The organism is Ochrobactrum sp. SSR, assembly GCF_030067775.1.
Taxonomy (GTDB): Bacteria; Pseudomonadota; Alphaproteobacteria; order Rhizobiales; family Rhizobiaceae; genus Brucella; species Brucella teleogrylli.
In genome coordinates this window covers 1,131,229-1,157,359 of record NZ_CP125970.1, presented here as the reverse complement: position 1 = coordinate 1,157,359, position 26,131 = coordinate 1,131,229, and the positions used below count along the sequence as shown (strand labels likewise).

The window sequence follows — 26,131 nt, the reverse complement described above, 5'->3', positions numbered from 1 at the left end:
GAATTCTCCTGCATATCCATGCGCAAGCCGCGTCAGGCGCGGGCTTCGCTAGCCGCCTGCGCACGCAGGGCGGATCGCTGCAATTTTCCGGATTCCGTCTTGGGCAGGCTGGAAACCCAGCATATCACGCGCGGATATTTATAAGGCGCGAGTTCGCTTTTGACATGGCTTTGCAGAGTTTCCTGCAAGTTCTGGTCGCCATTATAGCCCTCGTTCAGCACCACATAGGCTTTTACGATGCAGCCCCGTTCGTCATCGGGCGCTGCCACCACGCCGCATTCCGCCACGGCCGGATGCGCGAGCAGGCTGGCCTCGACCTCCGGTCCGGCAATGTTGTATCCGGCGGAAACGATCATGTCGTCATTGCGGGCCTGATACCAGAAATAACCGTCCTCATCCATGACATAGGTATCGCCGGTAATGTTCCAGCCGTTCTCGACATATTTGGTCTGGCGCGGGTCGGCCAGATATTTGCAGCCGAGCGGCCCGCGAACGGCAAGGCGTCCGGGCGTGCCGGGCGCGCATTCCTGCCCGTTGTCATCGATCACGCGCGCTTCATAGCCGGGGATTGGCTTGCCAGTCGCGCCGGGGCGAATATCCTTTTCCGGCGCGGAGATGAAGATATGCAGCATTTCCGTGGCACCGATGCCGTCCGCCAGCGAAAGCCCGGTGGCGCGTTTCCACGCTTCGAAAGTGGGGAGCGGGAGGGCCTCACCGGCTGAAACACATTTGCGCAGCGAGGAAAGATCATATTGATCGATCTTTGAAAGCACGGCGCGGTAAGCGGTCGGCGCGGTGAAACAGACAGTCGGCTTATATTCGCCGATGGCGAGCGCCAGATCATGCGGCGCGGTCTTTGCCGGAAGCACTGTGGAAGCGCCAATTCGGAACGGAAACAGGACCAGCCCGCCAAGACCGAAAGTGAAAGCCAGTGGCGGCGAGCCAATGAAGATGTCGTCTTCAGTCGCGTCCAGAATGTGATGCGCATAGCAGTCACAAACGATCAGCAGGTCGCGGTGGAAATGGATGGTCGCCTTCGGCAGGCCAGTGGTGCCGGATGTAAAACCGAGCAGGCAAGGATCATCGCCGCGTGTCGCGACCGCCTCGAAATCGCTGGATGCATCGGCCAGCAATGCGCCAAGCTCTCCGTCTGCATTGCCTTCCCATGTCACCAATGTTTTGACGAAACCTGTCTGCGCCACAGCATTTTGCATTTCGCCGATCAGAGCATGATCGCAAAAGGCAATGCTGATTTCGGCCTTGTCGATGATCTGGACCAGCTCGCGGGCGCGCAAAAGCGGCATGGTCGCGACCACGACACCGCCTGCCTTGATGATCGCCATATAGAGCGCAATCTTGGTCGGGTTATTGCCCGAGCGAATCATCACGCGATTGCCGGGTTTCATGCCAAGCTTGTCGGTCAGCACATTGGCGATCTTGTTGATCATCGCGGCAAGATCGCGATAGGTCCAGCGCACGCCCGGCGCCTGCAAGGCGATGCGGTCGCCTCTGCCGTTTGCCAGATGGGCGTCCACCAGCTCGGTGGTCGCGTTCAGCTGTTCCGGGTAACCGAGTTCTTCAAGGTTGATGATATCCGGTAGAAGTTCCGCAGCCGGGAGATTATCCAGAACGAATGTGTCCACATGAGCGCTGGGGTGCATGCTCGTCTCCTGTAGTGCCAGTAATTTGCGTTCGATTGCATGGTCAAACGTGCAAGTAACGTTCCTTGATGTCCGGGGTGTTCAAAAGGGCGGCGTTGTCGCCGCTCCACACCACACGGCCTTTCTCGATGACCACGTGACGGTCGGCAAAGCGCGCCAGCGCATCGACATTCTTGTCGATGACGAGGATCGCTTCGCCCTCATCCTTGATGTTGCGCAGGCAGGACCAGATTTCTTCGCGCATCAGCGGCGACAGGCCTTCCGTCGCTTCGTCCAGCACAACCATTTTCGGATTGGTCATCAGGGCGCGACCGACCGCCAGCATCTGCTGCTCGCCGCCGGAAAGCTGGTTGCCCATATTGCGCCGTCGTTCTTTCAGGCGTGGAAACATCCGGTAGATGCTCTCCAGCGACCATTTGCATGAGCGCGCATCCGCGCGCCGGGTGGCCAGTAGGTTTTCCTCGACACTGAGCGTCGGGAATATCTGTCGTCCCTCCGGGACCAGCCCTAGCCCCTCGCGGGCTATCGCATGGGGCGGCTTGCCGGTCACGTCATGACCATTGACGATGACCTTGCCGCCCTTGGGCGGCAGCAAGCCGAAGATCGACTTGATGGTTGTCGTCTTGCCCATGCCGTTTCTGCCGAGAATGGTAACGACCTCTCCCGCGCCGACTTCAAAATCGATGCCAAAGAGAATGCGGGACTGGCCATAGGCGTTCTGAAGCCCTTCAACTTTCAGCATCAGGCGGCCTCCTCTTCACCGAGATAGGCGGCGCGTACGTCCGGGTCGGAGCGTACGGCGGCGGGTGTTCCCGATGCGATGACGCGCCCGTAGACAAGCACGCTCACCTGATCGGCCAGCGAGAAAACGGCATCCATGTCATGCTCGATCAAAACCAGCGTGTGGGTCTGGCGCAGGGAGCGCATCAATTCGACCAGCACCACGGATTCCTCGTGGCTGGTGCCAGCCAGTGGCTCGTCGAGTAGCAACATCTGCGCTTTGGTGGCAAGCGCGATGGCAATCTCAAGCTGGCGCTTTTCGCCATGCGACAGCGCTCCAGCCCGGCGATGGGCGCGGTCGTCCAGCCGCACGCGGGCAAGTGCCGCCATGGCTTGCTCGTTGATTTCGGCCTCCTTGCTCGCCGCCCGAAAGAAGCGGAAGCTTGAGCCTGATCGCGCCTGAACGGCCAGCGCAACATTGTCCAGCACGCTGAAACCTTCCAGAACCGAGGTGATCTGAAAGGAGCGCGCAAGGCCCAAGTGAACACGCGCGGGCATGGCCAGACCGGAAATGTCGCGACCGTCAAAGACGACCGAGCCACGGTCACTTTTCAGATTGCCCGAAAGCTGATGGATCAGCGTGGTCTTTCCAGCACCGTTCGGGCCGATCAGCGCGTGAATTTCGCCGCGTTTGACGGTGAGATTGACGCCGTCCGTCACCTTGAGCGCGCCGAAGCTCTTGTGCAGGTCATGGACCTGAAGCAGTTCATCCGACATCGGAACCTCCACGCAGCTTGCGGATCAAGCCGCCAATACCGTCGCGGCTGAAAAGCACGACGAGGACGAGGAAAAGGCCGAGACCGAGTTTCCAATGCTCGGAGAAATGCGCCAGCACTTCTTCCAGCACGATGAAGGCGGTTGCGCCGAGGACTGGGCCGATCAGCGTGCCCATGCCGCCCAGCACGACCATGACGATCAGTTCGCCGGAGCGCTGCCAGCTCATGAAAGCAGGTGAAACGAACTGGATCTGGTTGGCGAGCAGCACACCGGCAATCGCCGCCGCCACACCGGCAATCACATAGGCGGTGAGCTGAAACGAGAAGGGCGAGAAGCCGATGGCGCGCATGCGCACCGGATTATCCCGCGTTCCGCGCAACACACGACCGAACCGGGAATGCACCAGCATACGGAAGGTGAGAAACGCACCGACCAGCAGCGCCAGCACGAAATAGAACAGCACCAGATTGCTGGAAAGCAGCGTATTGCCGAACAGCGTGGAACGTGTCGACAGCGTCATGCCGTCGTCGCCGCCAAAGGCCGACAGGGAGACCATGAAGAAGAAGGCCATCTGACCAAAGGCCAGCGTGATCATGATAAAATAAACGCCGCTGGTTCTGAGTGAAATATAGCCCGTGACGAGCGCGAAGAGCGCTGCAGCAATGATGGCCGCGACCAGCTGCAAGATCAGATCGTCAATGCCATAGCTGGACAGGATGCCGACCGCATAAGCGCCGATCCCGATATAGGCCGCATGACCAAAGGAAACGAGCGCGCCGTAACCCATGATGAAGTTGAGCGAAAGCGCGGCCAGCGCAAAGATCATGATGCGGGTGACGATCACGAGGAGGAAGCTGTCGCCGAGAACGGAGGCAAGAAGCGGCACGATTGCAAAGGCTGCAAAGACCAGCCACGGGCCTGCATCCAGCAAAGGCGAAGCTCGGCGCTTTGCCTTTTTCGGCATGGCGGTGTCGCGCGTGCTGTTATGGGTAATCTCGCTCATCGCGTTCCTCCCTGTGCCGGGAAGAGACCTGTCGGGCGGAAATAGAGCACGGCTGCCATCAGAATATAGGTGAGCATCGGCACCAGCGTGCGGCCCATTTGGGAGGCTGCGGCGGGGTCGAGCAGGTTGCGCAGCAGCATCGGCCCGAAGGTGCGGCCAAGCGTATCGACCAGGCCGACGGCGATGGCCGCAACAAAAGCGCCGCGCACGGAACCGACGCCGCCGATCACGATGACGACGAAGGTCAGGATCAGGATGGAATCGCCCATGCCGGGATCAACCGAGAGGATGGGCGAGACCATGCCGCCGGCAAAGCCCGCAAGCATCGCGCCAAGTCCGAACACCACCATGAACAGGCGGCGGATATTGATGCCAAGGGCCGACACCATGTCGCCATTGGTGGCACCGGCGCGCAGCAGCATGCCGATGCGCGTGTGATTGACGAGGACATAGAGACCTGCCGCCGTCAGAAGCCCAGCTGCGATGATCAGCAGGCGATAGACGGGATAGCGCAGGTTTCCGAAAAGCTGGATGGAACCGGAGAGCGATTCCGGCATCGGCACGCTGAGCGGCGCTGCACCCCATATGATCTTCACCAGTTCATTCACGATCAGGATCAGCCCGAAGGTCGCCAGAACCTGATCGAGATGGCTTCGTTCATATAGTCGTCGAAAGACCAGCACTTCCAGCACGATGCCGATGACAAGCGTGACGGGAAGCGCGATCAAAATGCCGTAGAAGAAACTGCCGGTCATGGCAGTGAAACTCGCGGTCAGATAAGCGCCGACCATATAAAGCACGCCATGCGCCAGATTGATCAGGTCCATGACGCCGAAGATCAGCGTCAGCCCGGCGGCGACGAGAAAGAGCAAAATGCCGAACTGAATCCCGTTAAGGGATTGCAGTAGAAAAAGATTGAGCATGGGGGATGTCCGGAACTCGTTGTACTGAAGCCCGGGCCACGCCAGACGGGCTGGCGTGACCTGTTTCAGACTTGGAAATTGAGAAGACTGGGCTCATCGGAGCGCCCTTCTTCCACCGGGTTACATCTTGCATTCAGCTGCGTAATTGTCCTTGTAGTCGTTGAAAACTGTTTCAACGTAGGACGTGGCGAACTGGCCATCGTCACGCTTGACGACTTTGGTCAGGTAGAAATTCTGGATCGGAAAGTGGTTGTCGCCAATGCTGAATTCACCGCGCGGCGAGGTGAATTTCGCGTCTTTCATGGCGGCGCGCAACGCGTCCTTGTCGGTGATATTGCCGTTGACCTGCTTGACGGCCGCATCAATCAGCATGGCGGCGTCATAGGCCTGCACGGCATAGGTTGCCGGAACGCGCTTGAACTTGGCCTCATAGGCTGTGGCGAATTCCTTGGCGGCGGCTGAATCGAGATCCGGCGCCCAGTTCGAACCGGCGAAGAAACCGACGGCTGCGTCTTGCTGTGCGGGCAGGGTCGTTTCATCCACGGTGAATGCGGAGAGGAACGGCGTGCCTTCAAGACCGGCCTGACGATATTGCTTGACGAAATTCACGCCCATGCCGCCGGGCAGGAAAGCATAGACCGCATCCGGCTGTTCAGCGGCGATCTGCGCCAGTTCTGCCGAATAGTCGAGCTGGCCGAGCGGCACATAGATTTCCTGCGCGACTTCGTTCTTGTAGGAATGCTTGAAACCGGCCAGCGCGTCCTTGCCCGCCTGATAGTTCGGGGCGATCAGGAAAACGCGCTTGTAGTTCTGCTTTTCGGCATATTTGCCGGAAACTTCATGCATCTGGTCGTTCTGATAGGAGGTGACGAACAGATTGGCGTTGCAATCCTTGCCAGCCAGATTGGATGTGCCTGCATTGGTCGAGATCAGGAACGCGCCGGAATCGGTCGCAGGCTTGACGATGGCGTTCAGCACGTTGGAGAAAATCGGCCCGACCACAAAATCCACCTTGTCGCGCTGGATCATCTGCTGGACCTTGTTGACGCCAATATCCGGCTTCTGTTCATCGTCCTGAATGATGATTTCCGCATCGAGGCCGCCGAGCTTGTTGCCGAGCTTCTCCATGGCAAGCAGGAAGCCGTCGCGGGATTGTTCGCCCAAAAGGGCGGACGGTCCGCTGAGCGTATAGATCAAACCGATCTTGATCTTGCCGTCTTCGGCCTGCGCGGTTCCGGTTAGCATGGTTGCGGCGAGCAGCGCGAAAGCCGCTTTCGTCGAAATTTTCATAGTTCCACCTCGATTGCAGATTTTTGCTTTGTTTTCTTATTCTTTCGCATTGTCCGATGCTGGAAATGCTTATTACCCGGCAGATGTACCCCCATACCTCTGCCGGGCGGATGCATTATTCTGCTGGCGCAGGCAAAAATTCAACCTCATGTGCCGGTGCAACGCGAACTATTTCGGCAGGATCACCGACATTGTTGATGCGAACGAACAAATCCCAGAGCTTCGCAGTGGGCGAAACCCAGAAAACGCACTTCACCGGCTGTTCGGTCTTGTTGAAAATGCCATGCGACACGTTGCGCGGCAGGCAGACGAGATCGCCAGCCTCTGCAACGGCTTCCTTGCCGTCGAGAAGCAGGTCGAATCGTCCCTCCAGCACATAGATGAATTCTTCCTGCGTGGTGTGGATATGCGGCGGAACGAAGGTGCCCGGAGGAAAGGTTGCGTGCCACGACATGGAGCTTTCGCAGACATGCTTGGGTACATAGGTCTGGCCCAGGATGTGCCAGACAACACCGTCCACGGAGGAGCCGGATTTGGTCACGCCAGCTGGAAGATCAGTCACTCTCATTCCCTTTCACAATAATTACAGATGTGAGTTTTCAGGCGGTCGCCCGGGTCATTTCCCGGTTGACCTGCTGCGTTGAAAAGCCAGCCTTTGCGGCATAGCCGCGAACGATCGCCTCGCGCTCGGCAAAGCTGATGACGCCATCCAGATCGGCAACGCCAGACGGTGCGCGGCGTTCGACCTCATCGATGACGCCTTCCGGGCCGCCCAGCCTGTTAAGCCGGACGATTTCCGCCGTCGCAGGCAGGCGGATGGCCTGATAGGCGGCAAGTGCTGCGCGGCCATGTTCGGCGGAGGCCAGATGATCAGCCAGCGTACGGGCGTCGATGATCGCCTGACTGGCACCATTCGACCCCACCGGATACATCGGATGGGCGGCGTCGCCGATCAGCGCCACGCGGCCATCGGTCCACCAGCGGGCGGGGTCGCGGTCGCACATCGGATATTCGAAGAATGTATCGGTGGCGCGCACCAAAGCGGCGAGGTCCACGACATTGATGCCGAACTTTTCGACATGGGGCATCAGCTCTTCATGCGTGCCGCGACGGCTCCAGTCCTCGCGTTTCGGCGCGGGCGATCCATCGGCGCCCGGACGATAGGTGACGACCCAGTTGTTGAGAATCTTGCCGGGCGTGGTGCCTCTGGCAATTGGATAAAGCACCAGCTTATAGGTAAAACCGCCGGCGACGATCATGGTGCGACCGTCAAGGAACGGATCGCTTTCCACCGCGCCGCGCCACATCATGACGCCGTTCCATTTGAGACCGGCTTCGTTCGGGAACATCTGCTGCCGGATGACGGAGTGGATACCGTCCGCGCCGATGATGACATCGGCAGTTGCGGATGCGATTTTCGATCCTTCGGCAAAGTGAATGGTCGCCGAACCTTCATTCTGGGCATAGCCGACGCAGCGCTGGTTGGCGACGATGGCTTCTGGTCCAAGCCGCTCGATCACCGCGTCATAAAGCAGTTTCTGCAAATAGCCGCGATGGATGGAAAACTGCGGCACATCATAGCCTGCATCCATGCCGCGGGGTTCGCGCCAGATTTCCTGGCCCTGCCGTGTGGCGTAAATCAGCTCACGGGTGCGGATGCCCGTAGCGTCGAGCGCGGGCAGGAGGCCGATTTCGGCCAGTTCACGGATCGCGTGCGGAAGAACATTGATGCCAACGCCCAACTCGCGGACTTCTGGCGCTGCTTCGAAAATCTGGCAGTCAATGCCCCGTGCATGCAGCATCAGTGCCATTGTGAGGCCGCCAATGCCTCCTCCGACGATAATCGCTTTCATTCGCGGTTCCCTTTTTCGTGGCTGCTCTCTGGCGCCTGGGTCCAACGATAAAAGCGGGAACAATGCTGTCTATCACCAAAACGCCACGCCTAACAGCAAACCGCCAGAAACACGCTTTAGGGCAAAATTTTCGCGATGCTTGCGCTCTCGGCGCAGCGTGATAGTTTAATCTTAAAATAAAACGCTCTCTAAATGAGATACGGGGAATATCGTGATGCCGACTACGAGCTATATGCACCGGCTTTCGCCGTCCATCGATCTCGTTCCAGGACACCATGTCCGGGCTGCTCCGGCCTTGCCGCATCTCGAAGAAATCCAGCCGGACCTACCGCACCGAAGTCGCCCACGGGCGCATGCGGCCCTTCGGCCTGACGGCAATCCGCGTCGGCGGCCATGCCCGCATCGAGGTGGACGCGCATAATGATATGACCTTGTTGCAGGTTCCGTTGCAGGGCATCTTCGTTTCACGCGACCGGCGCGGCGACGAGCTTTTGTATCAGTCGGGCATGAATGCGCAGCTGGTCGATGCGCATTCGGCCATCGACCTTGAGTTTCACCCGTCCACGCGCATGCTGATCTTCAGCCTCAACGATACCCAGATCGATATACTGGGCGGCAAGGAATTCATCGAGCAGTTTACCCATAACAAGCGGGTCGTGTCATTCGATACGCCGGTCGGCCATGCCTTCTATCATCTGGCGCATTTCGTCATGAACGAGATCGAGAAGGACAAGGAAGCTTTCTTCCATGGCGGTCTGTCGGAGCGGCTGGAGGACAGCCTGATGGCGTCACTTGCGGCGGCGCTCGATACGCAGCCGCGTGCACGACCGCTGATGAGCGCGGTGCCGAGCTATGTCCAGCGCGCCGAAAAATTCATGCTCGACAATCTCGACAAGCAGCTGACCTTGCAGGAGCTTGTCGATGCAACAGGCACCAGCGCCCGCACCTTGCACCGCACCTTCCGCAGTGTCCGGGGCAACACGCCGCTCGGTGTGTTCAAGAACATGCGGCTGGACAAGGTGCATGCGGAACTTGCCCGCGGATATGCCGGGCCCGGTGATATTACGCGCATCGCCATGGCCTGGGCTTTCAATCATATGGGCCTGTTCTCCGCCGATTACCGCCAGCGCTTTGGCTATCTTCCGTCGGAAACGGTGCGCCGCGCGCAATAGGGTTGCGGTTGCTACAAGTGGTCCTCCCGATAACAAAATGTTGCGCAATTGCGCCGGTCCGTGGCAACGGACCGTGCTTCCGTTGTGGGATCAAGCCCCTTAAAATTGGAGGTTCGAAACCGCTTCGGGAATGAACGAATGACACGACAGTTGCATCTCACCGCCTTCATGCGCCCCGTCAGCCTGCACACTGGCGCTTGGCGATATCCGGGAGCCTATCCCGACGCCAATTTCAATTTCCGCCATCTGAAGTCTTTTGCGCAGAAGCTGGAAGCCGCCAAATTCGACGCCTTCTTCATGGCCGATCATCTGGCCGTGCTGAACATGCCGGAAGAGGCGTTGAAGCGCAGCCACACCGTGACATCTTTTGAGCCGTTCACCTTACTGTCGGCGCTGGCGGCGGTGACGGATAGGATCGGTCTGGCGGCAACGGCCTCGACAACCTTCGATGAGCCTTACCATATCGCCCGGCGTTTTGCCTCGCTCGACCATATCAGTCAGGGGCGGGCGGCATGGAACATCGTCACGACCTCCAATCCCGATGCGGCGCTCAATTTCGGCAAGGAAGAGCATCTCGTTCATGGCGAGCGCTACAAGCGCGCGCGTGAATTTTTTGATGTCGTGACGGGATTGTGGGACAGTTTTGCCGATGACGCATTTTTGCGCGATCAGCAATCCGGCATCTTTTTCGACCCATCGCGTATGCATGTTCTCGAGCATAAGGGTGACGACTTCAATGTGCGCGGCCCGCTCAATATTGCGCGCCCGGTGCAGGGCTGGCCGGTGATCGTGCAGGCAGGCCAATCGGAGCCGGGACGCCAGCTGGCCGCAGAGACCGCCGAGGTTGTCTTCTGCGCGCCGCGCGGATTGTCGGATGCAAAGAAACTTTATGCTGATCTGAAGAGCCGAGTTGCAGCCGCTGGGCGAAATCCGGACCACCTCAAAATATTGCCCGCCGCCTTCATCGTGATAGGTGACACGATTGAAGATGCAAAGGAAAAGCGCGCAAAGCTTGATAGTCTGGTGCATTACGACAGCGCCATCGCATCGCTGTCGATTGCCATCGGGCACGATGTATCCGGCCTCGATCCAGATTCATATCTGCCTGAACTGCCCGATACCAATGCCAGCAAGTCGAGCCAGGAACAGGTGTTGAAGCTGGCGCGCGAAGAAAAACTGACGGTTCGCCAGCTTGCCCAGCGCTATGGCGGCTATTCGGGTCTGGCTTTTGTGGGCACGCCCGAAAGTGTCGCCGACGAGATGCAGCAATGGCTGGACGAGGCCGGTTGCGACGGCTTTACGGTGGTGTTTCCGTTCGTGCCGCAAGGGCTGGACGACGTGGTGGAAAGACTGGTGCCGGAATTGCAGCGGCGCAATATTTTCCGCAGCGATTATGAGGGTTCTACCCTGCGCGAACATCTCGGACTACCGCGCCCAAGAAACCAGTTTTTCGGATAGAAAAACCATAACGAAAACACCGCAACCGATCAGGCGTGATCGGCTACGGTGTTGTCAGTTTCGCTCGGCTCGGATCAGTTTGCTGCACCAAAGACGCTGTAGCAATTGCGTCCCTTGCCCTTGGCCTGATAGAGCGCGATGTCGGCATTGCGCGCCAGATCCTGTGGGGTGACGCCGTCACGCGGCGCAACCACCGCGCCGATGCTGGCAGAAACATCCAGAACGATGCCGTGAATGATAAACGGTTCGCGGAATGCGTCGACAATCTTTGCTGCAACGGTTTCAATCTCGTCTGGGCCGCTTAACGTTGGCAGAACGACAGCAAATTCATCGCCGCCAACCCGGACCGGCAGATCGCTGGCGCCAAGAGTGGAGCGCAGACGCCGCGCGGCCTCAATCAGCAGTGCATCGCCCATAATATGTCCATGCGTGTCGTTCACGGCCTTGAAGCGGTCGAGATCGATCAGCAGCGCGCCGACGGATTTTCCCTGCTTCAGCGCATCTTCGATCATCGGGATCGCCAGCTCATAGAGCGCGCCGCGATTATAGAGTTTCGTCAGCCGGTCAGTCAGCGCCAGACGCTTCAGGGCGATGGAATCGTCATTGAGAAACTTGTTGGTCTTTTGCAGGCGCAACAGCCCGCTGGCGATGCTGGCAAAGTCTTCCAGCCTGGCCAGTTCGCTTTTGGAAATCTGCCGGGGCTTGTTGTCGAGAATGCAAAGCGAACCAACGGTCAGGCCCGCATCCACCGAAACCGGCGCCCCTGCATAGAACCGGAAGAGCGGTTCGCCGGTGACATAGGGCATGGTGCAGAAGAAACGGTCTTCAACCATATCCTCGACCACGAAGCTCTTGCCGCTTTCCACCACGAATGTGCAGGCGGTCATCTCGCGCGGGCAGCTATCCACATGCTGACCGGCATTGGCCGCGACGCGTTGCCAGTCCTGATCGATGATGTTGAGCGCAGACGTGCTCGCGCCAAAAGCCTCCTTGACGAGACCGACAAGCGTGTCGAGTTCTGGCAGGCCGATGCTGGACAGGGAGACGAGGCTGCGAACGCTTTCGAGCCGTTCGACTTCATTGGCCGGAATGGAAAAGCTTCGTTCCGGCTGTGTGAAGCCCTGCGCACCTGTATTCATCATCGTCACCATCATGCATTTCTCATCCCGCCCAGATCATAGATAGGCAATACGACAGCAACAGCAAGCAAAGCCTGCTCATGGTGAAGAAGTTTGAACAAATTTGTAGTGTGCTTATGCCGCCTCGATATCGCGAACCGGCGGATTGCCGTAGAGGCGGCTATATTCGCGGCTGAATTGCGAAGGGCTTTGATAGCCCACCCGATGTCCTGCCGTGCCTGCATCCAGTCTTTCAACCAGCATCAGCCGCCGCGCTTCGCTCAGCCGCAGCTGCTTTTGATACTGAATCGGCGTCATGGCTGTGATCGACTTGAAATGGTGGTGGAAAGACGACGGGCTCATATTCACATATTCGGCCAGCTGTTCGATGCGCAGGGGTAGCGCAAAATGCTGGCGCAACCATCCGATGGCGCGCGCAATCCGGTTGGCCTGGCTGTCCACGGTGGCGATATTGATCAGGCGGTCGCCGCTGTGGCCGGTCAGCAGGCGATAGAGGATTTCCTGTTCGATCAGCGGCGCCATGACCGGAATATCCTCCGGGCTGTCGAGAAGGCGCAAGAGCCTGATCACCGCATCAACCAGCCCGGCAGGTGCAGCGTTGACGCTGATGCCCCACTGGTTTTCCGATTGGGAGATGCTTCTGCGAATATCACTGCGGCCAAGCAGATCGACCAGTTTTTCACTGTCGATGGCGAGTGAAAGGCAAAGATGCGGCGCCTCCGCGCTGGCTTCGACCACCCGCCACGTGACCGGCAGATCAAGCGAGGTGACCAGATATTCTCCCGTAGCATAATTGATCGTGGCCGACCCAAGGCGCAGCGACTTCGAACCTTGAAGAACCATGGCGAGACACGGGCGATAGCTGCCGTGGCAGGGAACGCTCGGCGTCGAACGCCTGCTCAAGGAGAGGCCGTCGATCGCGGTTCTGCACTCGCCATCGGTTTCGATGAAGCGCTTGGCGAGCGAAGCCAGCTCCCTATATGCATCGACGGGTAAGTTCATGGGCACCTCGGTTTGTCAACGATCCGACATGGTCTTCATTTATCCAGTTCGGAAAACGAAACCAAGAGACAGGGTAGGTCATGCGGGCCAGATTTGCAGGATTATGCAAGAAGCTTGCAGGATCGGTCTACCCTCTTTCCTCAGGTTCACGGCATAGTCAATCATCTCATCCTTCCCCAATTTTCCCTGAAAAACGGAGTTTATTATGGCTATTGCAAGAGGTTATGCCGCAACCGATGCGGATCAGCCGCTGGTGCCGTTCACATTTGAACGTCGTGAACCCAATGCCGACGATGTGGTCATCTCGATCCAGTATTGCGGTGTGTGCCATTCCGACATTCATACGGTTCGCAACGAATGGAAAAACGCCGTTTATCCAATCGTTCCCGGCCATGAAATTGCGGGCGTCGTCACGGCTGTCGGCGACAACGTGACCAAGTTCAAGGTTGGCGACAAGGTCGGCGTCGGCTGCTTCGTGGATTCCTGCGTTGGTTGCGCAGCACGCGACGTTGATAACGAGCAATATCTGCCGGGTCTCATTCAGACCTATAACTGCGATGACGCAGAAGGAAAGACGCGCACGCAGGGCGGCTATTCCGACCAGATCGTCGTCAAGGAAGGCTATGTGCTGTCCATTCCGGACAATCTGCCGCTCAATGCCTCGGCCCCGCTGCTTTGCGCCGGCATCACGCTTTATTCGCCGCTCCGCCACTGGAATGCGGGCCCGGGAAAGCGCGTGGCCATCGTCGGCATGGGCGGGCTTGGCCACATGGGCGTCAAGCTGGCCAGTGCGATGGGCGCACATGTCACGGTGCTGAGCCAATCGCTTTCGAAAAAGGATGACGGCCTCAAGCTCGGCGCAAAGGAATATTACGCCACCAGCGATGCTTCGACCTTCGAGAAGCTCGCAGGCAGTTTCGATCTGATCATCTGTACGGTTGGCGTCGCCATCGACTGGAATGCGTATCTCGGCCTGCTCAAGGTCAATGGAACCATGGTGAATGTCGGCGCGCCGGAACATATGGTGCCGGTCCATGCCTTCTCGCTCATTCCGGGCCGCAAGAGCCTTGCCGGTTCGATGATCGGTTCGATCAAGGAAACCCAGGAAATGCTGGATTTCTGCGGCGAACACAACATCGTCTCGGAAATCGAGATGATCAATATTCAGGATATCAACGAGGCTTACGAGCGCGTTCTGAAAAGCGACGTGCGCTATCGCTTCGTAATCGATATGGCTTCTCTGGCAGCCTGATAAAATAAGCGGCGGGATCTATTGGTCCCGCCTTTTTCATAGCGCCGCAGGAACAGGCTCTCAGAACTGGAGTACCTGGCTTAGCACCAGCACCGTGCCGACGGCACACGAACAGGCGAAAAGCGTCAGCTCCGAAGCGGTCAGCCGGTCGATCCAGATCGGTCGCTTCAATGGTCGGTTTGTTCGCGATGGTGTGTGGGCGTGCAATTCCGCTTTTGCCCCATTATCCTTTTTCATTGAACTGCTGTGCATTTTTCATTTTCTCCCCCATCCAACGCCAACTGCGTTGGGTCGCCGCAAGATCGGCGCATGTTTACTAAACATTAACCAATTTTCCGGCGGCGGGAAACAGCGAAATTGGATGAACCAACACGCCCGTTTGGCGAATGACCATGCAAGTCCCGCTACGCTTCAAGCGCGGTAGCTTGTCTGCATGGTTGCAATCGGGCCCGGCTTCTGGTCAAAGCCTGCAACGGTTTGCAGAAATGTCAGAACAAGACCCGAAGCAGGATTTGTTGAACCATGCCCGATAATGGCGCATCCGCACCATTCATTGCTGTCAATGGCGTCGGTTATGCGATAGCCGGGCGGCCAATCCTGCACGGTGTTTCGCTTCACTCCAATGCGCGCAGAATGGGCATTGTCGGCAGAAACGGCTCCGGCAAGAGCACGCTTGCGCGGCTTCTGGCGGGGCTGCTGAAACCAACGGAAGGCGCGATCCGTATCGCTGGCCACGATATTTATGAAGACCGCAAGGCCGCGCTTTCAACCGTCGGCATCCTGTTTCAAAACCCCGAACACCAGATCATCTTTCCAACGGTCATCGAGGAAATTGCATTCGGCCTGCGCCAGCAGGGCGCGACCAAAGCCGATGCGCGCACGATGGCGACCAAGGTACTGGCCGATTTCGGCAAGGACCATTGGGCCGATGCTGCCATCCAGTCGCTGTCGCAAGGGCAGAAGCATCTGGTCTGCATGATGGCGGTGGTCGCCATGCGCCCGGCGCTGATCATTCTCGACGAACCTTTTGCCGGTCTCGATATTCCGACACGGCATCAGCTGGCGCGCTATCTGAACGGCGGCGAGGCGCGCCTTCTGCACATTTCCCATCACCCGGAAGACCTGCACGGTTATGAGGAAGTGTTCTGGATCGATCAGGGCCAGATCCGGGAAACCGGGGATGCGCAAACGGTTCTGACCCGTTATGTTGAAGAAATGATCCTTCAGGGCAAGAGCGATGATCTCTCTCACCTCTCCCGTTAAAACACGCGCGCATCAATGGCCGGTGGCGGCCAAGGTGGCCGCGCTTTGCATCGCCACCACGACGCTTTTCATGGTCACGTCGGTCTGGTTCCAGCTTGGCGCGCTGGTGGTCTGTCTCGCGCTCTACGCCCTCCCGGGGCGCGTATTCTTTCGCGCCGGCTTGCAGGCCATGCGGCCGGTTCTACCCTTTGTTGCGGTGATTTTTCTCTGGCATCTGGCTTTCTACACCGCGCTTGAAGGGGTGGAGATCACGGTGCGCGTGGCCACGATGATTGCGCTCGCCAATCTGGTGACGATGACGACACCGCTTGAAGATTTCGTGCATCTGCTCCGGTTCTTAAACACGCCTATGCGCCGCCTTGGCCTGCCGACGAAAATTCTCGAAACGGCCATCCCGCTGGTGATACGCTTTACGCCGGTGCTGATTGTCCGGGCCAGACAGCTTGTTGAAGCCTGGCGCGCCCGGTCGCGCAGGCGTCCGGGCTGGCAACTGGTGCTGCCGCTGTCGCTGGCGGCGCTCGACGATGCCGATCATGTTGCCGAAGCATTGCGTGCTCGCGGCGGAACTCTCAAGTAAAGGCTCCCCTATGGAAAGAAATGTCGCCCACGTGGCTCTGTTTGCAGCGCTGATCTGCGCACTCGGATTTCTGCCAGCCGTTACGCTCGGCTTCGGCGTGCCGATTACCGCGCAAAATCTTGGCGTCATGCTGGCCGGTGCTGTGCTGGGGCCAAAACGCGGTGTTGCCGCTGTGGCGCTGGTCATTCTTCTGGTGGCAATCGGATTGCCGGTTCTGGCGGTCGGACGCGGCGGTCTCGGCGTTTTTGCCGGCCCGACGGTCGGCTTTCTGCTCGGCTGGATACCGGCGGTTTATGTGACCGGCCTTTTCATCGAGCGTGCACCCATCACCAATCTCGGCGTGTCCACCTTTCTCGGCGCGGTGCTGGGCTGTATCGGGGTGCTCTATCTGTTCGGCGCTATCGGCATGTCGCTGATCCTTGCAAAGCCTTTTCTTGAAGCGGTCAAGCTCCTTGCCATCTTCATTCCGGGCGATCTGGTCAAGGCTGTCATCACCGGTGTTCTGGTGTCGGCACTTGCCAAAATACGACCGCAGGATATTCATCGCGGTCAAACCATACGCTGAAAAGCTGTGCGTTCACGGTAACTTGTATCGCGCCGCAAAGCAGATCGGTATTCCTGATGCTTTCTCCAATTGGAGAGATTACGATAATTCTTCGTAGCGAATCGATGTCGAGCTTGGGAGACATTGCATGGCAGCAGAGACCGGTGCGGCGCGTACCATTCGGACCATTGTTGAAACCATTCAACCGCAATTGAATGTCAAACTGTGGGACGGCACCCAGATCGGCGCTTTCGACGGGCCAACGCTGGCGATCAAGGACCCCTCGGTCGTGCGTCAGGTGGTGTTGAAGCCGAATTACGACACGCTTATCAGTCTCTGGACCTCCGGCGCGGTGGATATCGAAAACGGAACCATCTTCGATGTCGCAGAAACAAAGATCGACGGTCATCTCAAGGAGCGCATCAAGGCGCTGCCGAAATGGCAGTTGCTGAAAGGCATTCCATCACTGCTCTTTGCCGGAAAGGCGAAGGACCAGGCGAATATCGACGGAAAGTCGCCCTTCGTCAGCGGCTCCAACAAGGAAGCGATCACCCATCACTACGATGTGTCGAACGAGTTCTATCAGCTGTTTCTTGATGAACGCATGGTCTATACCTGCGCCTATTTCACCGACTGGCAAAACAGTCTGGATCAGGCGCAGTATGACAAGCTGGACCTGATCTGCCGCAAGCTGCGCCTGAAACCGGGCGACCGCTTTCTCGATATCGGCTGCGGCTGGGGCGCGCTTTTGATCCATGCCGTGCAGAATTACGGCGTGATCGGAACCGGCGTTTCTCTGTCGGAAGCGCAAACGGCACTCGCCCGACAAAGGATCAAGGCTGCCGGGCTGGAAGACAAGATCACCATCCACATCAAGTCTTATACCGAGCTTGATCAGGAGTTCGACAAGATTTCTTCCATCGGCATGTTCGAACATGTCGGCATTGCCAATTATGATACCTATTTCAAGTCTGTGCGACGTTTGCTGCGGCCGGGCGGCCTCTATATGCATCACGCCATCACCCGCCGGATGAAGAAGAACAAGAAGAGCTTCAACCGCAAAAGTGCGGAACATCTGGCGCTGGTAAAATATATCTTCCCCGGCGGCGAGCTGGACCATCTGGGCATGACCGTCGAGAATCTTGAAGGCCATGGCTTCGAGGTGCATGACGTGGAAAATCTCCGTGAGCACTATGGGCGCACCTGCCGCCTGTGGGCGGAACGGCTTCATGCCAATTTCGACAAGGCTGTCGCCGAGGTCGGTTATCCGAAGGCGCGGCTCTGGATACTTTATCTCGCGGGCTGTGCGCTGGCGTTTGAACGCGGAACAGTCCAGATCAACCAGACACTTGCCTCGAAGCGTAAACGCGGCATTTCGGCTGTGCCGCAAACCCGCGCGGATATTTATCAGAGTTAAACAGGTGGAGCAGAAAGCCCCGCCTGCCGCCTGAAGGATTATCGGACTTCGCGGTCGATATCGCGCCGCAGCACGAAGGCCGTGGTGATGTCGTCCACGATATCATGGGCGGCAACGAGGTCGCGCACGCGGTTGAGGTCGTCGATTGTCGCCGCTTCCAGCTCGACAACCAGATCAAGCTGCCCGCTGACCGATGAGACGCGGCGGACTTCAGCGTGCTGCGCCAATATGTCGAGAAGCGCCAGCGCAGGCGTGCGTTTCAGGCTTACGAGCAATATGGCGCGGATGAAATTGGTATCGATCTCGCCAATATCCGCGCGATAGCCGCGAATGACGCCGCTGCGTTCCAGATTTGTGACGCGCTCGCTGGTCGCGCTGCGGGACAAGCCGATACGACCGGCCAGCGTCTTCAGCGCGATGCGCGCTTCCTTGGACAGAATTGCCAGTATTTCGCGATCTTTCGCGTCAAGTTCCCGCATCGTTACCCTATACGCATGACCGGACATATGCCGGTCCATTCCGACAAAGTGCCGGTTCTTCCGACAGGATACTTGATGCCCGAAAACGCATTGCGTGCCAAGGTTCTGATAAGAAATCTAAACTGGAAACGCACTATCCATGACCGATCTGTCCCATCCGAACCCGCAGTTTTCCGCAGCCGATGCCGAGAAGCTGGCCATTGAAGTCTTTGGTGTCACTGCCACGGCATCGCCGCTCGACAGCGAACGCGATCGCAATTTTCGTCTGGAGACCGGAACGGATGCCGACTGGATTTTAAAAATCGTCAATGCCAGCGAGCCGCAGGTCGAAAGCGAATTCCAGACCGCGCTTCTGCAGCATCTGGCCAGTGCCGATGCGAAGCTCGCGGTTCCGCATCTGAAGCCAAGCCTTTCGGGCGATGTGCTTGCATCGGCTGTGGCGAGCGGTGGCGAGCGCCATGCCATGCGGCTGGTCGGCTGGCTGCCGGGTGTTCCCCTCGCGGAAGTCAAACGCACGTTTGGGCTGATGCGCAATCTCGGTCGCGCGCTTGGCGAACTGGATCATGCCTTGCAGGGCTTCATCCATCCGGGCGCCGTGCGCGATCTCGATTGGGATTTGCGCCATGCGGCCCGTACGCGCACGCGCCTGCATTTCGTCGGCGATGCCGACAGGCGTTCGCTGCTTGAGCGCTTCATCGTGCGTTTTGAAAACCGCGTCGCGCCGAAACTGTCGCGCCTGCGTGCACAGGTCATCCACAATGATGCGAATGACTGGAATGTACTGGTCAGCACGAGCGACCATGAACAGATTGCCGGATTGATCGATTTCGGCGATGCCGTTCACACGGTTCTGATTGCCGAAGTCGCCATTGCCTGCGCCTATTCCATTCTCGACATGGAAGATCCAATTGGTGCGGCAGCGGCACTGGCCGCCGGATTCCACGAAAAATACCCGCTCAAGGCGGAAGAAATCGACGTTCTGTTCGATCTCATCGCCATGCGTCTTGTCACCAGCGTGACCTTCTCTGCTTCGCGCCACGACAAGACGGACGACAATCCATATCTGGCGATCAGCGAGGCTCCGGCCTGGCGTCTTCTGGAAAAGATGGACGCGATGAACCCGCGTTTTGCGACCGCTATTCTGCGCAAGGCCTGCGGCTTCGACGCTATCGAGGGTGCAGGCGCGGTTCGCAAATGGATTGCGGATAACAGCAAGACCTTTGCGCCGATTGTGCATCCGGCACCGGCAACCATGACCAAGGCGCTCGTGCCATATGGCGATGAAACGCATGTCATGACGGTTGCCTCCGCTGAACAGCGCGCCAGGGAAGCGACGGAATGGTGGGATAATTTCTGCACTTACAACAACGTTCAGCTCGGTATCGGCCCCTGGGGCGAAAAGCGCACTGTCTATACCGACACCGCGTTTGAATCGCGTTTCATCGAAGGGCAGCGCCGCATCCACCATTTGGGCGTCGATCTGTTCATGCCTGCCGGAACGCCGCTTTACACGCCGCTGGCCGCAACGGTCGTCAGCGTTGAAATCGAACGCGAACCGCTCGGCTATGGCGGTCTCGTCAAGCTTGAGCATCGCCCGGAAGGCTGCCCGCCTTTCGTGACCCTCTGGGGGCATATGGCACATGAGGCGCTCGGTCGTCTCAAGCCGGGCGAGAGGCTGGAAGCTGGCGATCTCGTCGGCCATATGGGCGATATTCACGAAAATGGCGGGTGGACCCCGCATCTGCATTTCGAAATGACGACGGATATCAATCTGTCGGCAACCGAAATTCTGGGCGTCGGCGAAGCGGCCTATCTCGACGTCTGGGCCGATGTTTTCCCGGATGTGGCGGGGCTGGCGGGCATTCCGCCGGAGACCTTCCATCAGGATGGACGCACCCGCGCAGAAATCATCGCGAAGCGCAAGGAAATACTGCTGCCGAACCTGTCGATTTCCTATTCCGAGCCGATCAAGTTCGTGCGCGGCGAGGGGACGTGGCTGATCGACAATTACGGTCGCGCCTATCTCGATTGCTTCAACAATGTTTGCCATCTGGGGCACGCCCATCCGGAAGTGGTGGAAGCCATCGCCCGTCAGGCGGCGCTGCTCAATACCAACACCCGCTATCTGCACGACAACATCGTGGCCTACGCCGAACGGCTGACGGCAACCTTGCCGGAAGGACTGACGGTCGCGTCCTTCGCCTGCTCGGGTAGCGAAGCAAACAGCCTGATGCTGCGCATGGCACGCAATCATACGGGCCGCAAGGAAGCCATCGTTCTCGACTGGGCCTATCACGGCACCACGCAGGAGCTGATCGATCTCAGCCCCTACAAATACAAGCGGAAGGGCGGTAAAGGGCGACCGGATCACGTCTATGAGGCGGTCATTCCCGACAGCTACCACGCGCCGGAAGACTGGCCGCTGGAGGAACATGGCAAGCGCTTTGCCGAGAGCATTGCCGAACAGATCGACACCATGCGCAAGCAGGGTCGTGCGCCGGCTATGTTCTTTGCGGAATCGATTCCAAGTGTCGCCGGTCAGGTATTCCTGCCAGAAGGCTACCTCAGGGAAGTCTACGCTATGGTTCGTGCCGAAGGCGGACTTTGCGTTGCCGACGAAGTGCAGGTCGGTTTCGGTCGCGTCGGCAGCCATTGGTGGGCGTTTGAAATGCAGGATGTGGTGCCGGATATCGTCACCATGGGCAAGCCGATTGGCAATGGCCATCCCATGTCGGCTGTGGTGACCACCCGTGAAGTTGCAGACAGCTTCAATAACGGCATGGAATATTTCAACACCTTCGGCGGCAATCCGGTGTCCTGTGCCGCTGGTCTTGCAGTCATCGACGTGATCGAACGCGACAAGCTGCGCGAGAATGCGCTGACTGTCGGAAACTATCTCATCAACGGTTTCCGTAAGATGCAGCAGCGCTTCGATATTATCGGCGATGTTCGCGGTCAGGGACTGTTCCTCGGTATCGAGCTTGTCACGGATCGCAAGACCAAGGCGCCAGCAACGGCGCTGGCCCGCAAGATCAATGACGGCGCGCGCGAACGCGGCATCCTGATGGGGACTGAGGGTCCGCATGACAACGTGTTGAAGATGCGCCCGTCCATGGTGTTCAGCCGCGCCAATGCAGATCATTTGCTCAGCGTTCTGGCCGACAGTTTCGAGGCTGCGTTGAAGTAAAGCCTCCAACATCAGGGCCGATTTTCAAGGCCGCATTCCGATCCGGTTTGCCGGGTGGGAGTGCGGCCTTTTCTTTTAAAATCGCGCCCTCGACCGCCGACAATATGCCGGTCATTTCCGGCAATGTGTCGGGCTGGCAGTCATATTGCAGGATGCTTGGAAACAAGGCCTGTGCCAAGCTCTGTCGATGAAGGTTGATGGCAAACCATAAGCCTAACAATAAGACCAATCCAGAGGAAACACCAAAGCCATGAATAGCAAGCTCAAGACCATGTTTGCGGCTGCAGCCGTAGCACTCGCCGCCGCCTTTTCCGCCATGCCAGCGCATGCGGATGAGCTGGAAAAGCTCAAGGAAACCGGTGAGTTACGCGTCGCCATGAGTGGCGCCTATCCTCCGTTCAGCTTCACCAATGCCGATAATCAGGTGGTAGGCTTCGATGCCTCCATCGGAACAGAAATCGCCAATCGTCTGGGCGTGAAGGTCAAGCTCGTGACCACGCCATTTGACGGTATCATTGCAGGTCTTCTGGCCAAGAAATACGATGCTGTTGTCGCCTCCATGACCATCACCCCAGAGCGTGAAAAGGCCGTCGATTTTGTGGGACCCTACTACCATGCGGGTCGCACGGTCGTGGTCAAAGAAGACGCCCCAATCCAGAAACTGGAAGACCTCAATGGCAAAACCGTGGGTGTGACCATGGGTGATGCCCATGAGAAGTGGGCCAAGGCACAGGGCGACCTCAATGTTCGCACCTATAAGGGCCTGCCGGAAATGTTGATTGATCTTGATGCAGGCCGCATCGATGCTCTTGTCATGGACAGCATTCCGGTGAAGATCGCGGTGAAGGAAACCGGCCAGAAGGTTCGCATTCTGGATACGCCGAATATCGAAGGCGGTCGTGAGGCGCTCGGCATTGCCATTCGCAAGAACAATCCGGAACTCAAGGCTGCCATGCAGAAGGCACTCGACGACATGCTCGCCGATGGCGGCTACGAGAAGATCTCGATGCAGTGGATCGGTAGCGATATTCGCTAAGCTGGCTTTTAATCCGGCCCGGTTTATCCGGGCCGGTACATGCGATCTTCCGGAGTAGTTCTATGGATCTTGCGTTAATGCGGCACGTCCTCCCGTTTTTTCTGGAGGCGGCATGGGTAACTGTGCAGATTTCCGTGCTTGCTCTTGTGTTGGGATTCGTCATTGCGGGCATTCTGGTCGTCGGACGCCTTTCTAACAGCTTTGTTCTGCGTTTTTTGTCCGGCGCCTATGTCAGCATTTTTCGTGGAACGCCCTGCCTCGTGCAGCTGTTCGTGCTTTATTTCGGTGGCCCGCAGATCGGGCTCGAACTGGAGCCCTATGCGGCGGGTGTCATCGGTCTGGGGCTCAATATCGGCGCTTACATGGCCGAGTCTATTCGCGGCGCAATTGCAAGCGTGGATCGGGGCCAGGACGAGGCAGCCCGCTCGATTGGGTTTGGCCGCGGCCAGACGCTGCGCCTCATCATTCTGCCACAGGCCGCACGCCTGATGATCCGCCCGCTCGGTGTGAATGCGGTTGCTCTGGTCAAGGGTTCGGCGCTGGTATCGACCATTTCCGTGGTTGAACTCACCTATACGGCGCAACGCTTCATCAGCTCGACCTACAAGCCATTCGAGATTTTCGCAGTTGCTGCGGTCATTTACATGCTCATCGTCTATGTGGTGGCGTCGCTTGTCGATCTGCTCGACAAGCGCTTCGCTGCACGCTGAGGGAGGACGCAATGCCAGCTCTCGATTTCAGTATCGTCGCTCCCTATACCGATCTGCTCTTGACCGGATTGTGGTGGACCATCGTTCTTGCGGTCGCATCCAGCGCGCTGAGCTTCATCCTCGGCATCGTCTTTGCGCTGGTTGTGCTTTATGCACCGGCTTTGTTCGCCTATCCGGTCCGCTTCTTCATGTGGCTCTTCATGGGAACGCCGCTGCTTTTGCAGCTCTATCTCATCTATTACGGTCTGGTGCAGATCGGGATCGACATTCCGGCCCTGTTTGCGGGCATTCTCGGATTGAGTCTGCATTTCGCGGTCTATAATGCGGATGTGTTCCGGGCGGGCATCGTCTCGGTCGATCCGGGGCAGACGGAAGGTGCGCGATCCATCGGGCTAAGTCAGGGGCAGACGCTGCGCTATATCATCATCCCGCAGGCCATCCGCAACACCATCCCGCCCATCGGCAACAACATGATCGTGCTGTTGAAAGACACATCGCTCGTGTCGATCATCGGCATTGCCGAACTGGTTCACAGCGCGCAGATCGCCATCAGTGAAACCTATAGTCCGTTTGAGTTCTATCTGACTGCCGCCGCACTTTATTACGTGGTCAACCTCGTCATGGAAGCGGGCCTGCGGCATATCGAAAGAAAAGTGGAGGTTACGCGATGAGCGCCTTGAAGCCTATGGTTGAAGTGAAAGGCGCCCGCAAAGCCTATGGTGCGCTGGAGGTTCTGAAAGGGATCGATCTTTCGGTATCGCGTGGCCAGATCATCGCGATCATCGGCCCGAGTGGTTCGGGCAAGAGCACATTGCTGCGCTCCATCAATCATCTGGAGACGCTGAATGGCGGCGAAGTCTGGCTCGACGGGTTGCAGGTCAACCAGCCGCTGAGCGGGCAGGCTTTTGAAAAGCACATCAACGCGGTGCGCCAGCAGATGGGCATGGTGTTTCAGCACTTCAATCTGTTTCCGCATCTCACCGTGCTGGAAAACATCACGCTGGGACCGACAAAGCTGAAGGGCATGTCCAAATCGGCGGCCCGCGAACTGGCGCTGGAACTGCTCAACAAGGTGGGGCTCGCCAGCAAGGTGGACGTCTACCCGTCACGCCTGTCCGGCGGCCAGAAACAGCGCGTTGCCATTGCCCGCGCGCTTGCCATGCAGCCGAAGGTGATGCTGTTCGACGAGGCGACCTCGGCGCTCGATCCGGAACTGGTCGATGAAGTGAATGCGGTCATGAAGCAGCTTGCAGCCGAGCATATGACGATGCTGATCGTGACGCATGAAATGCGCTTTGCCGGTGAGGTTGCCGACAGGATCATCTTCATGGACGGCGGCTTTGTGGTCGAAGAAGGCGCGCCCGCAGACGTGTTGCGCAACCCGCAGCAGGACCGGACGCGGGCCTTCCTGAAAAACTATATCGCTTCTTAAGCGTCACCTCGAAATGAAAGCCCCCGGACCAACCAAGTCCGGGGGCTTTTTTCTTAGAGCATTTCCAGCAAAAGTGCGTAGCGGTTTTGCGTAGGATAATGCGCAAAACAAATAGATAGAGCGGTTCCACGATTCCGTTTTAACCGGAACCGCTCTGGGAAAGCAGGGCTTGCGATCAGCCTTCCTTATGCTGTTGCGCGGCCAGTTCCTCGACGCTCATATCCGGCTCGTTGCGGGTCTTGTAGAGCGAGTAGAGCACACCGCTTGCGAGAATGCCGAGCGTTACCACCAGCGACAGCAGTGTGTTGATATGAACACCCAGCGGCACGAGGAAAATCTTGATACCGATCAGCACCAGAATGATCGCCAGCGATACCTGAAGATAGCGGAAGCGGTTCATGGCGGCGGCGAGTGCGAAATAGAGCGCGCGCAGGCCGAGGACGGCGAAGATGTTCGAGGTGTAGACGATAAACGTATCCTGCGTGACGGCAAACACGGCAGGGACGGAGTCTACGGCAAAGATCAGATCGACGGTCTCAACCATGATCAGCGCGACCGCAAGCGGCGTTAGCCAGGTGACGAGCTTGCCGGTTTTCGGGTGCGGCTTCTTGACGGTGAAATGGCGCCCGTGCACCTCGCTGGTGATATTGAAGCGCTTGCGCAGGAACCGGAAAACCGCATTCTGCTCGATATCGGGCGTTTCATCCTGATGGCGGAACATCTTGAAGCCGGTGAAGACGAGGAAAGCGCCGAACAGGAACAGGATCCAATTGAACTCATGCACCAATGCCGCGCCCAGCCCGATCAGAACCGCGCGGAAGGCGATGACGCCCAGAATACCCCAGAACAGCACGCGGTGCTGATAAAGGCGCGGGATGGCGAGAAAGCCGAAAATCGTTGCGATGACGAACATATTGTCCATCGCAAGGCTCTGCTCGATCAGATAGCCGGTGTAGAATTCGAGGCCCGCCTGCGCGCCGCGTTCCCACCAGACCCAGCCGCCGAAAGCCAATGCGATGACGACATAGAAGCCGTAAAGGAGCAGGCTCTCCTTGGCTCCGATTTCATGTTCGTCGCGATGCAGAATACCAAGATCGAAAACCAGCAAACCCACGACGATCGTGATGAATGCCGCCCAGAAGTATACAGGTGTGCCGAGAAAATCGCCCGAAAGGGCTAAAATAAGCGAATCCATCGCCGGACCATCTCCATTTGAACAAGTGGAGCAGCCCCGAC

General features: G+C 58.1%; 25 protein-coding genes. 12 read left to right on the top strand and 13 right to left on the bottom strand.

Annotation, left to right across the window (positions count from 1 at the left end):
* Positions 1-32: 32 nt before the first annotated feature.
* From QLQ11_RS16840 to QLQ11_RS16805, 8 genes are all read right to left on the bottom strand, one after another.
* Positions 33-1,661, bottom strand: a complete 1,629-nt coding sequence (locus tag QLQ11_RS16840; protein ID WP_109366843.1) for a benzoate-CoA ligase family protein — start codon at positions 1,659-1,661, stop codon at positions 33-35.
* A gap of 43 nt (positions 1,662-1,704) precedes the next feature.
* On the bottom strand, positions 1,705-2,403 hold the full coding sequence (locus QLQ11_RS16835) for an ABC transporter ATP-binding protein (RefSeq protein WP_109366844.1): 699 nt from the start codon (positions 2,401-2,403) through the stop codon (positions 1,705-1,707).
* Positions 2,403-3,158: an ABC transporter ATP-binding protein gene (locus QLQ11_RS16830; RefSeq protein ID WP_109366845.1), complete on the bottom strand. Its 756-nt coding sequence runs from the start codon at positions 3,156-3,158 to the stop codon at positions 2,403-2,405. The genes QLQ11_RS16835 and QLQ11_RS16830 overlap by 1 nt, the downstream gene beginning before the upstream one ends.
* Positions 3,148-4,161: a branched-chain amino acid ABC transporter permease gene (locus QLQ11_RS16825; protein WP_109366846.1), complete on the bottom strand. Its 1,014-nt coding sequence runs from the start codon at positions 4,159-4,161 to the stop codon at positions 3,148-3,150. Before QLQ11_RS16825 ends, QLQ11_RS16830 begins: the two co-directional genes overlap by 11 nt.
* Positions 4,158-5,084, bottom strand: a complete 927-nt coding sequence (locus QLQ11_RS16820) for a branched-chain amino acid ABC transporter permease (RefSeq protein WP_109366847.1) — start codon at positions 5,082-5,084, stop codon at positions 4,158-4,160. Before QLQ11_RS16820 ends, QLQ11_RS16825 begins: the two co-directional genes overlap by 4 nt.
* A 120-nt stretch (positions 5,085-5,204) precedes the next feature.
* The gene (locus tag QLQ11_RS16815) at positions 5,205-6,374 is read right to left on the bottom strand and encodes an ABC transporter substrate-binding protein (RefSeq protein ID WP_109366848.1); all 1,170 of its coding nucleotides are present in this window, start codon (positions 6,372-6,374) and stop codon (positions 5,205-5,207) included.
* Positions 6,375-6,489: 115 nt separating this feature from the next.
* Positions 6,490-6,936 (bottom strand): cupin domain-containing protein, encoded by a 447-nt coding sequence (locus QLQ11_RS16810; RefSeq protein ID WP_109367937.1) that lies wholly within the window; start codon positions 6,934-6,936, stop codon positions 6,490-6,492.
* A 37-nt stretch (positions 6,937-6,973) separates the two neighbouring features.
* A complete protein-coding gene (locus QLQ11_RS16805; RefSeq protein WP_109366849.1) occupies positions 6,974-8,227 on the bottom strand; it encodes a flavin-dependent oxidoreductase in 1,254 nt (417 codons plus the stop codon).
* Positions 8,228-8,502: 275 nt separating this feature from the next.
* On the opposite strand from QLQ11_RS16805, the gene QLQ11_RS16800 reads away from it, so the two are divergent.
* Positions 8,503-9,399: an AraC family transcriptional regulator gene (locus QLQ11_RS16800; RefSeq protein WP_371835972.1), complete on the top strand. Its 897-nt coding sequence runs from the start codon at positions 8,503-8,505 to the stop codon at positions 9,397-9,399.
* 138 nt (positions 9,400-9,537) lie between these two features.
* The gene (locus QLQ11_RS16795; RefSeq protein ID WP_121538422.1) at positions 9,538-10,857 is read left to right on the top strand and encodes an LLM class flavin-dependent oxidoreductase; all 1,320 of its coding nucleotides are present in this window, start codon (positions 9,538-9,540) and stop codon (positions 10,855-10,857) included.
* A gap of 74 nt (positions 10,858-10,931) precedes the next feature.
* Here the strand turns inward: QLQ11_RS16795 and QLQ11_RS16790 are convergent, their stop codons facing one another.
* Complete coding sequence (locus QLQ11_RS16790) at positions 10,932-12,011, bottom strand: sensor domain-containing diguanylate cyclase (protein ID WP_109366852.1); 1,080 nt, start codon at positions 12,009-12,011, stop codon at positions 10,932-10,934.
* 99 nt (positions 12,012-12,110) lie between these two features.
* Positions 12,111-12,998 (bottom strand): AraC family transcriptional regulator, encoded by an 888-nt coding sequence (locus tag QLQ11_RS16785; protein WP_283736234.1) that lies wholly within the window; start codon positions 12,996-12,998, stop codon positions 12,111-12,113.
* A 205-nt stretch (positions 12,999-13,203) separates the two neighbouring features.
* Here QLQ11_RS16785 and QLQ11_RS16780 point away from each other — a divergent pair, with 205 nt between their 5' ends.
* Positions 13,204-14,250, top strand: a complete 1,047-nt coding sequence (locus QLQ11_RS16780; RefSeq protein ID WP_109366854.1) for an NAD(P)-dependent alcohol dehydrogenase — start codon at positions 13,204-13,206, stop codon at positions 14,248-14,250.
* A gap of 60 nt (positions 14,251-14,310) precedes the next feature.
* Here the strand turns inward: QLQ11_RS16780 and QLQ11_RS16775 are convergent, their stop codons facing one another.
* A complete protein-coding gene (locus QLQ11_RS16775) occupies positions 14,311-14,502 on the bottom strand; it encodes a hypothetical protein (protein ID WP_124915313.1) in 192 nt (63 codons plus the stop codon).
* Positions 14,503-14,772: 270 nt separating this feature from the next.
* Here QLQ11_RS16775 and QLQ11_RS16770 point away from each other — a divergent pair, with 270 nt between their 5' ends.
* The 4 genes from QLQ11_RS16770 (at position 14,773) to QLQ11_RS16755 (ending at position 18,051) form a co-directional block, all read left to right on the top strand.
* Positions 14,773-15,513 (top strand): energy-coupling factor ABC transporter ATP-binding protein, encoded by a 741-nt coding sequence (locus QLQ11_RS16770; protein WP_109366855.1) that lies wholly within the window; start codon positions 14,773-14,775, stop codon positions 15,511-15,513.
* On the top strand, positions 15,488-16,090 hold the full coding sequence (locus tag QLQ11_RS16765; RefSeq protein ID WP_109366856.1) for an energy-coupling factor transporter transmembrane protein EcfT: 603 nt from the start codon (positions 15,488-15,490) through the stop codon (positions 16,088-16,090). Before QLQ11_RS16770 ends, QLQ11_RS16765 begins: the two co-directional genes overlap by 26 nt.
* 10 nt (positions 16,091-16,100) lie before the next feature.
* A complete protein-coding gene (locus QLQ11_RS16760; RefSeq protein ID WP_109366857.1) occupies positions 16,101-16,655 on the top strand; it encodes a biotin transporter BioY in 555 nt (184 codons plus the stop codon).
* Between the two features lie 127 nt (positions 16,656-16,782).
* A complete protein-coding gene (locus tag QLQ11_RS16755) occupies positions 16,783-18,051 on the top strand; it encodes a cyclopropane-fatty-acyl-phospholipid synthase family protein (RefSeq protein ID WP_109366858.1) in 1,269 nt (422 codons plus the stop codon).
* 38 nt (positions 18,052-18,089) lie between these two features.
* Here QLQ11_RS16755 and QLQ11_RS16750 read toward each other — a convergent pair whose 3' ends face one another.
* Positions 18,090-18,530 carry an Lrp/AsnC family transcriptional regulator gene (locus tag QLQ11_RS16750; RefSeq protein WP_078338226.1) on the bottom strand — a complete coding sequence of 147 codons (441 nt, stop codon included), beginning with the start codon at positions 18,528-18,530 and terminating at the stop codon, positions 18,090-18,092.
* A gap of 139 nt (positions 18,531-18,669) precedes the next feature.
* Here QLQ11_RS16750 and QLQ11_RS16745 point away from each other — a divergent pair, with 139 nt between their 5' ends.
* From QLQ11_RS16745 to QLQ11_RS16725, 5 genes are all read left to right on the top strand, one after another.
* Positions 18,670-21,717 carry an aminotransferase class III-fold pyridoxal phosphate-dependent enzyme gene (locus QLQ11_RS16745; RefSeq protein WP_109366859.1) on the top strand — a complete coding sequence of 1,016 codons (3,048 nt, stop codon included), beginning with the start codon at positions 18,670-18,672 and terminating at the stop codon, positions 21,715-21,717.
* A gap of 250 nt (positions 21,718-21,967) precedes the next feature.
* Positions 21,968-22,753, top strand: coding sequence for an ABC transporter substrate-binding protein (locus QLQ11_RS16740; RefSeq protein WP_109366860.1), 786 nt, complete (start codon positions 21,968-21,970; stop codon positions 22,751-22,753).
* Between the two features lie 62 nt (positions 22,754-22,815).
* Positions 22,816-23,463, top strand: coding sequence for an amino acid ABC transporter permease (locus QLQ11_RS16735; RefSeq protein WP_109366861.1), 648 nt, complete (start codon positions 22,816-22,818; stop codon positions 23,461-23,463).
* Positions 23,464-23,474: 11 nt separating this feature from the next.
* Positions 23,475-24,134, top strand: a complete 660-nt coding sequence (locus QLQ11_RS16730; RefSeq protein WP_109366862.1) for an amino acid ABC transporter permease — start codon at positions 23,475-23,477, stop codon at positions 24,132-24,134.
* Entirely contained in the window at positions 24,131-24,895 is a 765-nt protein-coding gene (locus QLQ11_RS16725; RefSeq protein WP_280176229.1) for an amino acid ABC transporter ATP-binding protein, read from the top strand. The genes QLQ11_RS16730 and QLQ11_RS16725 overlap by 4 nt, the downstream gene beginning before the upstream one ends.
* 175 nt (positions 24,896-25,070) lie before the next feature.
* On the opposite strand, the gene QLQ11_RS16720 is transcribed toward QLQ11_RS16725, so the two are convergent.
* Positions 25,071-26,090, bottom strand: a complete 1,020-nt coding sequence (locus QLQ11_RS16720; RefSeq protein ID WP_109366863.1) for a TerC family protein — start codon at positions 26,088-26,090, stop codon at positions 25,071-25,073.
* Between the last annotated feature and the right edge of the window lie 41 nt (positions 26,091-26,131).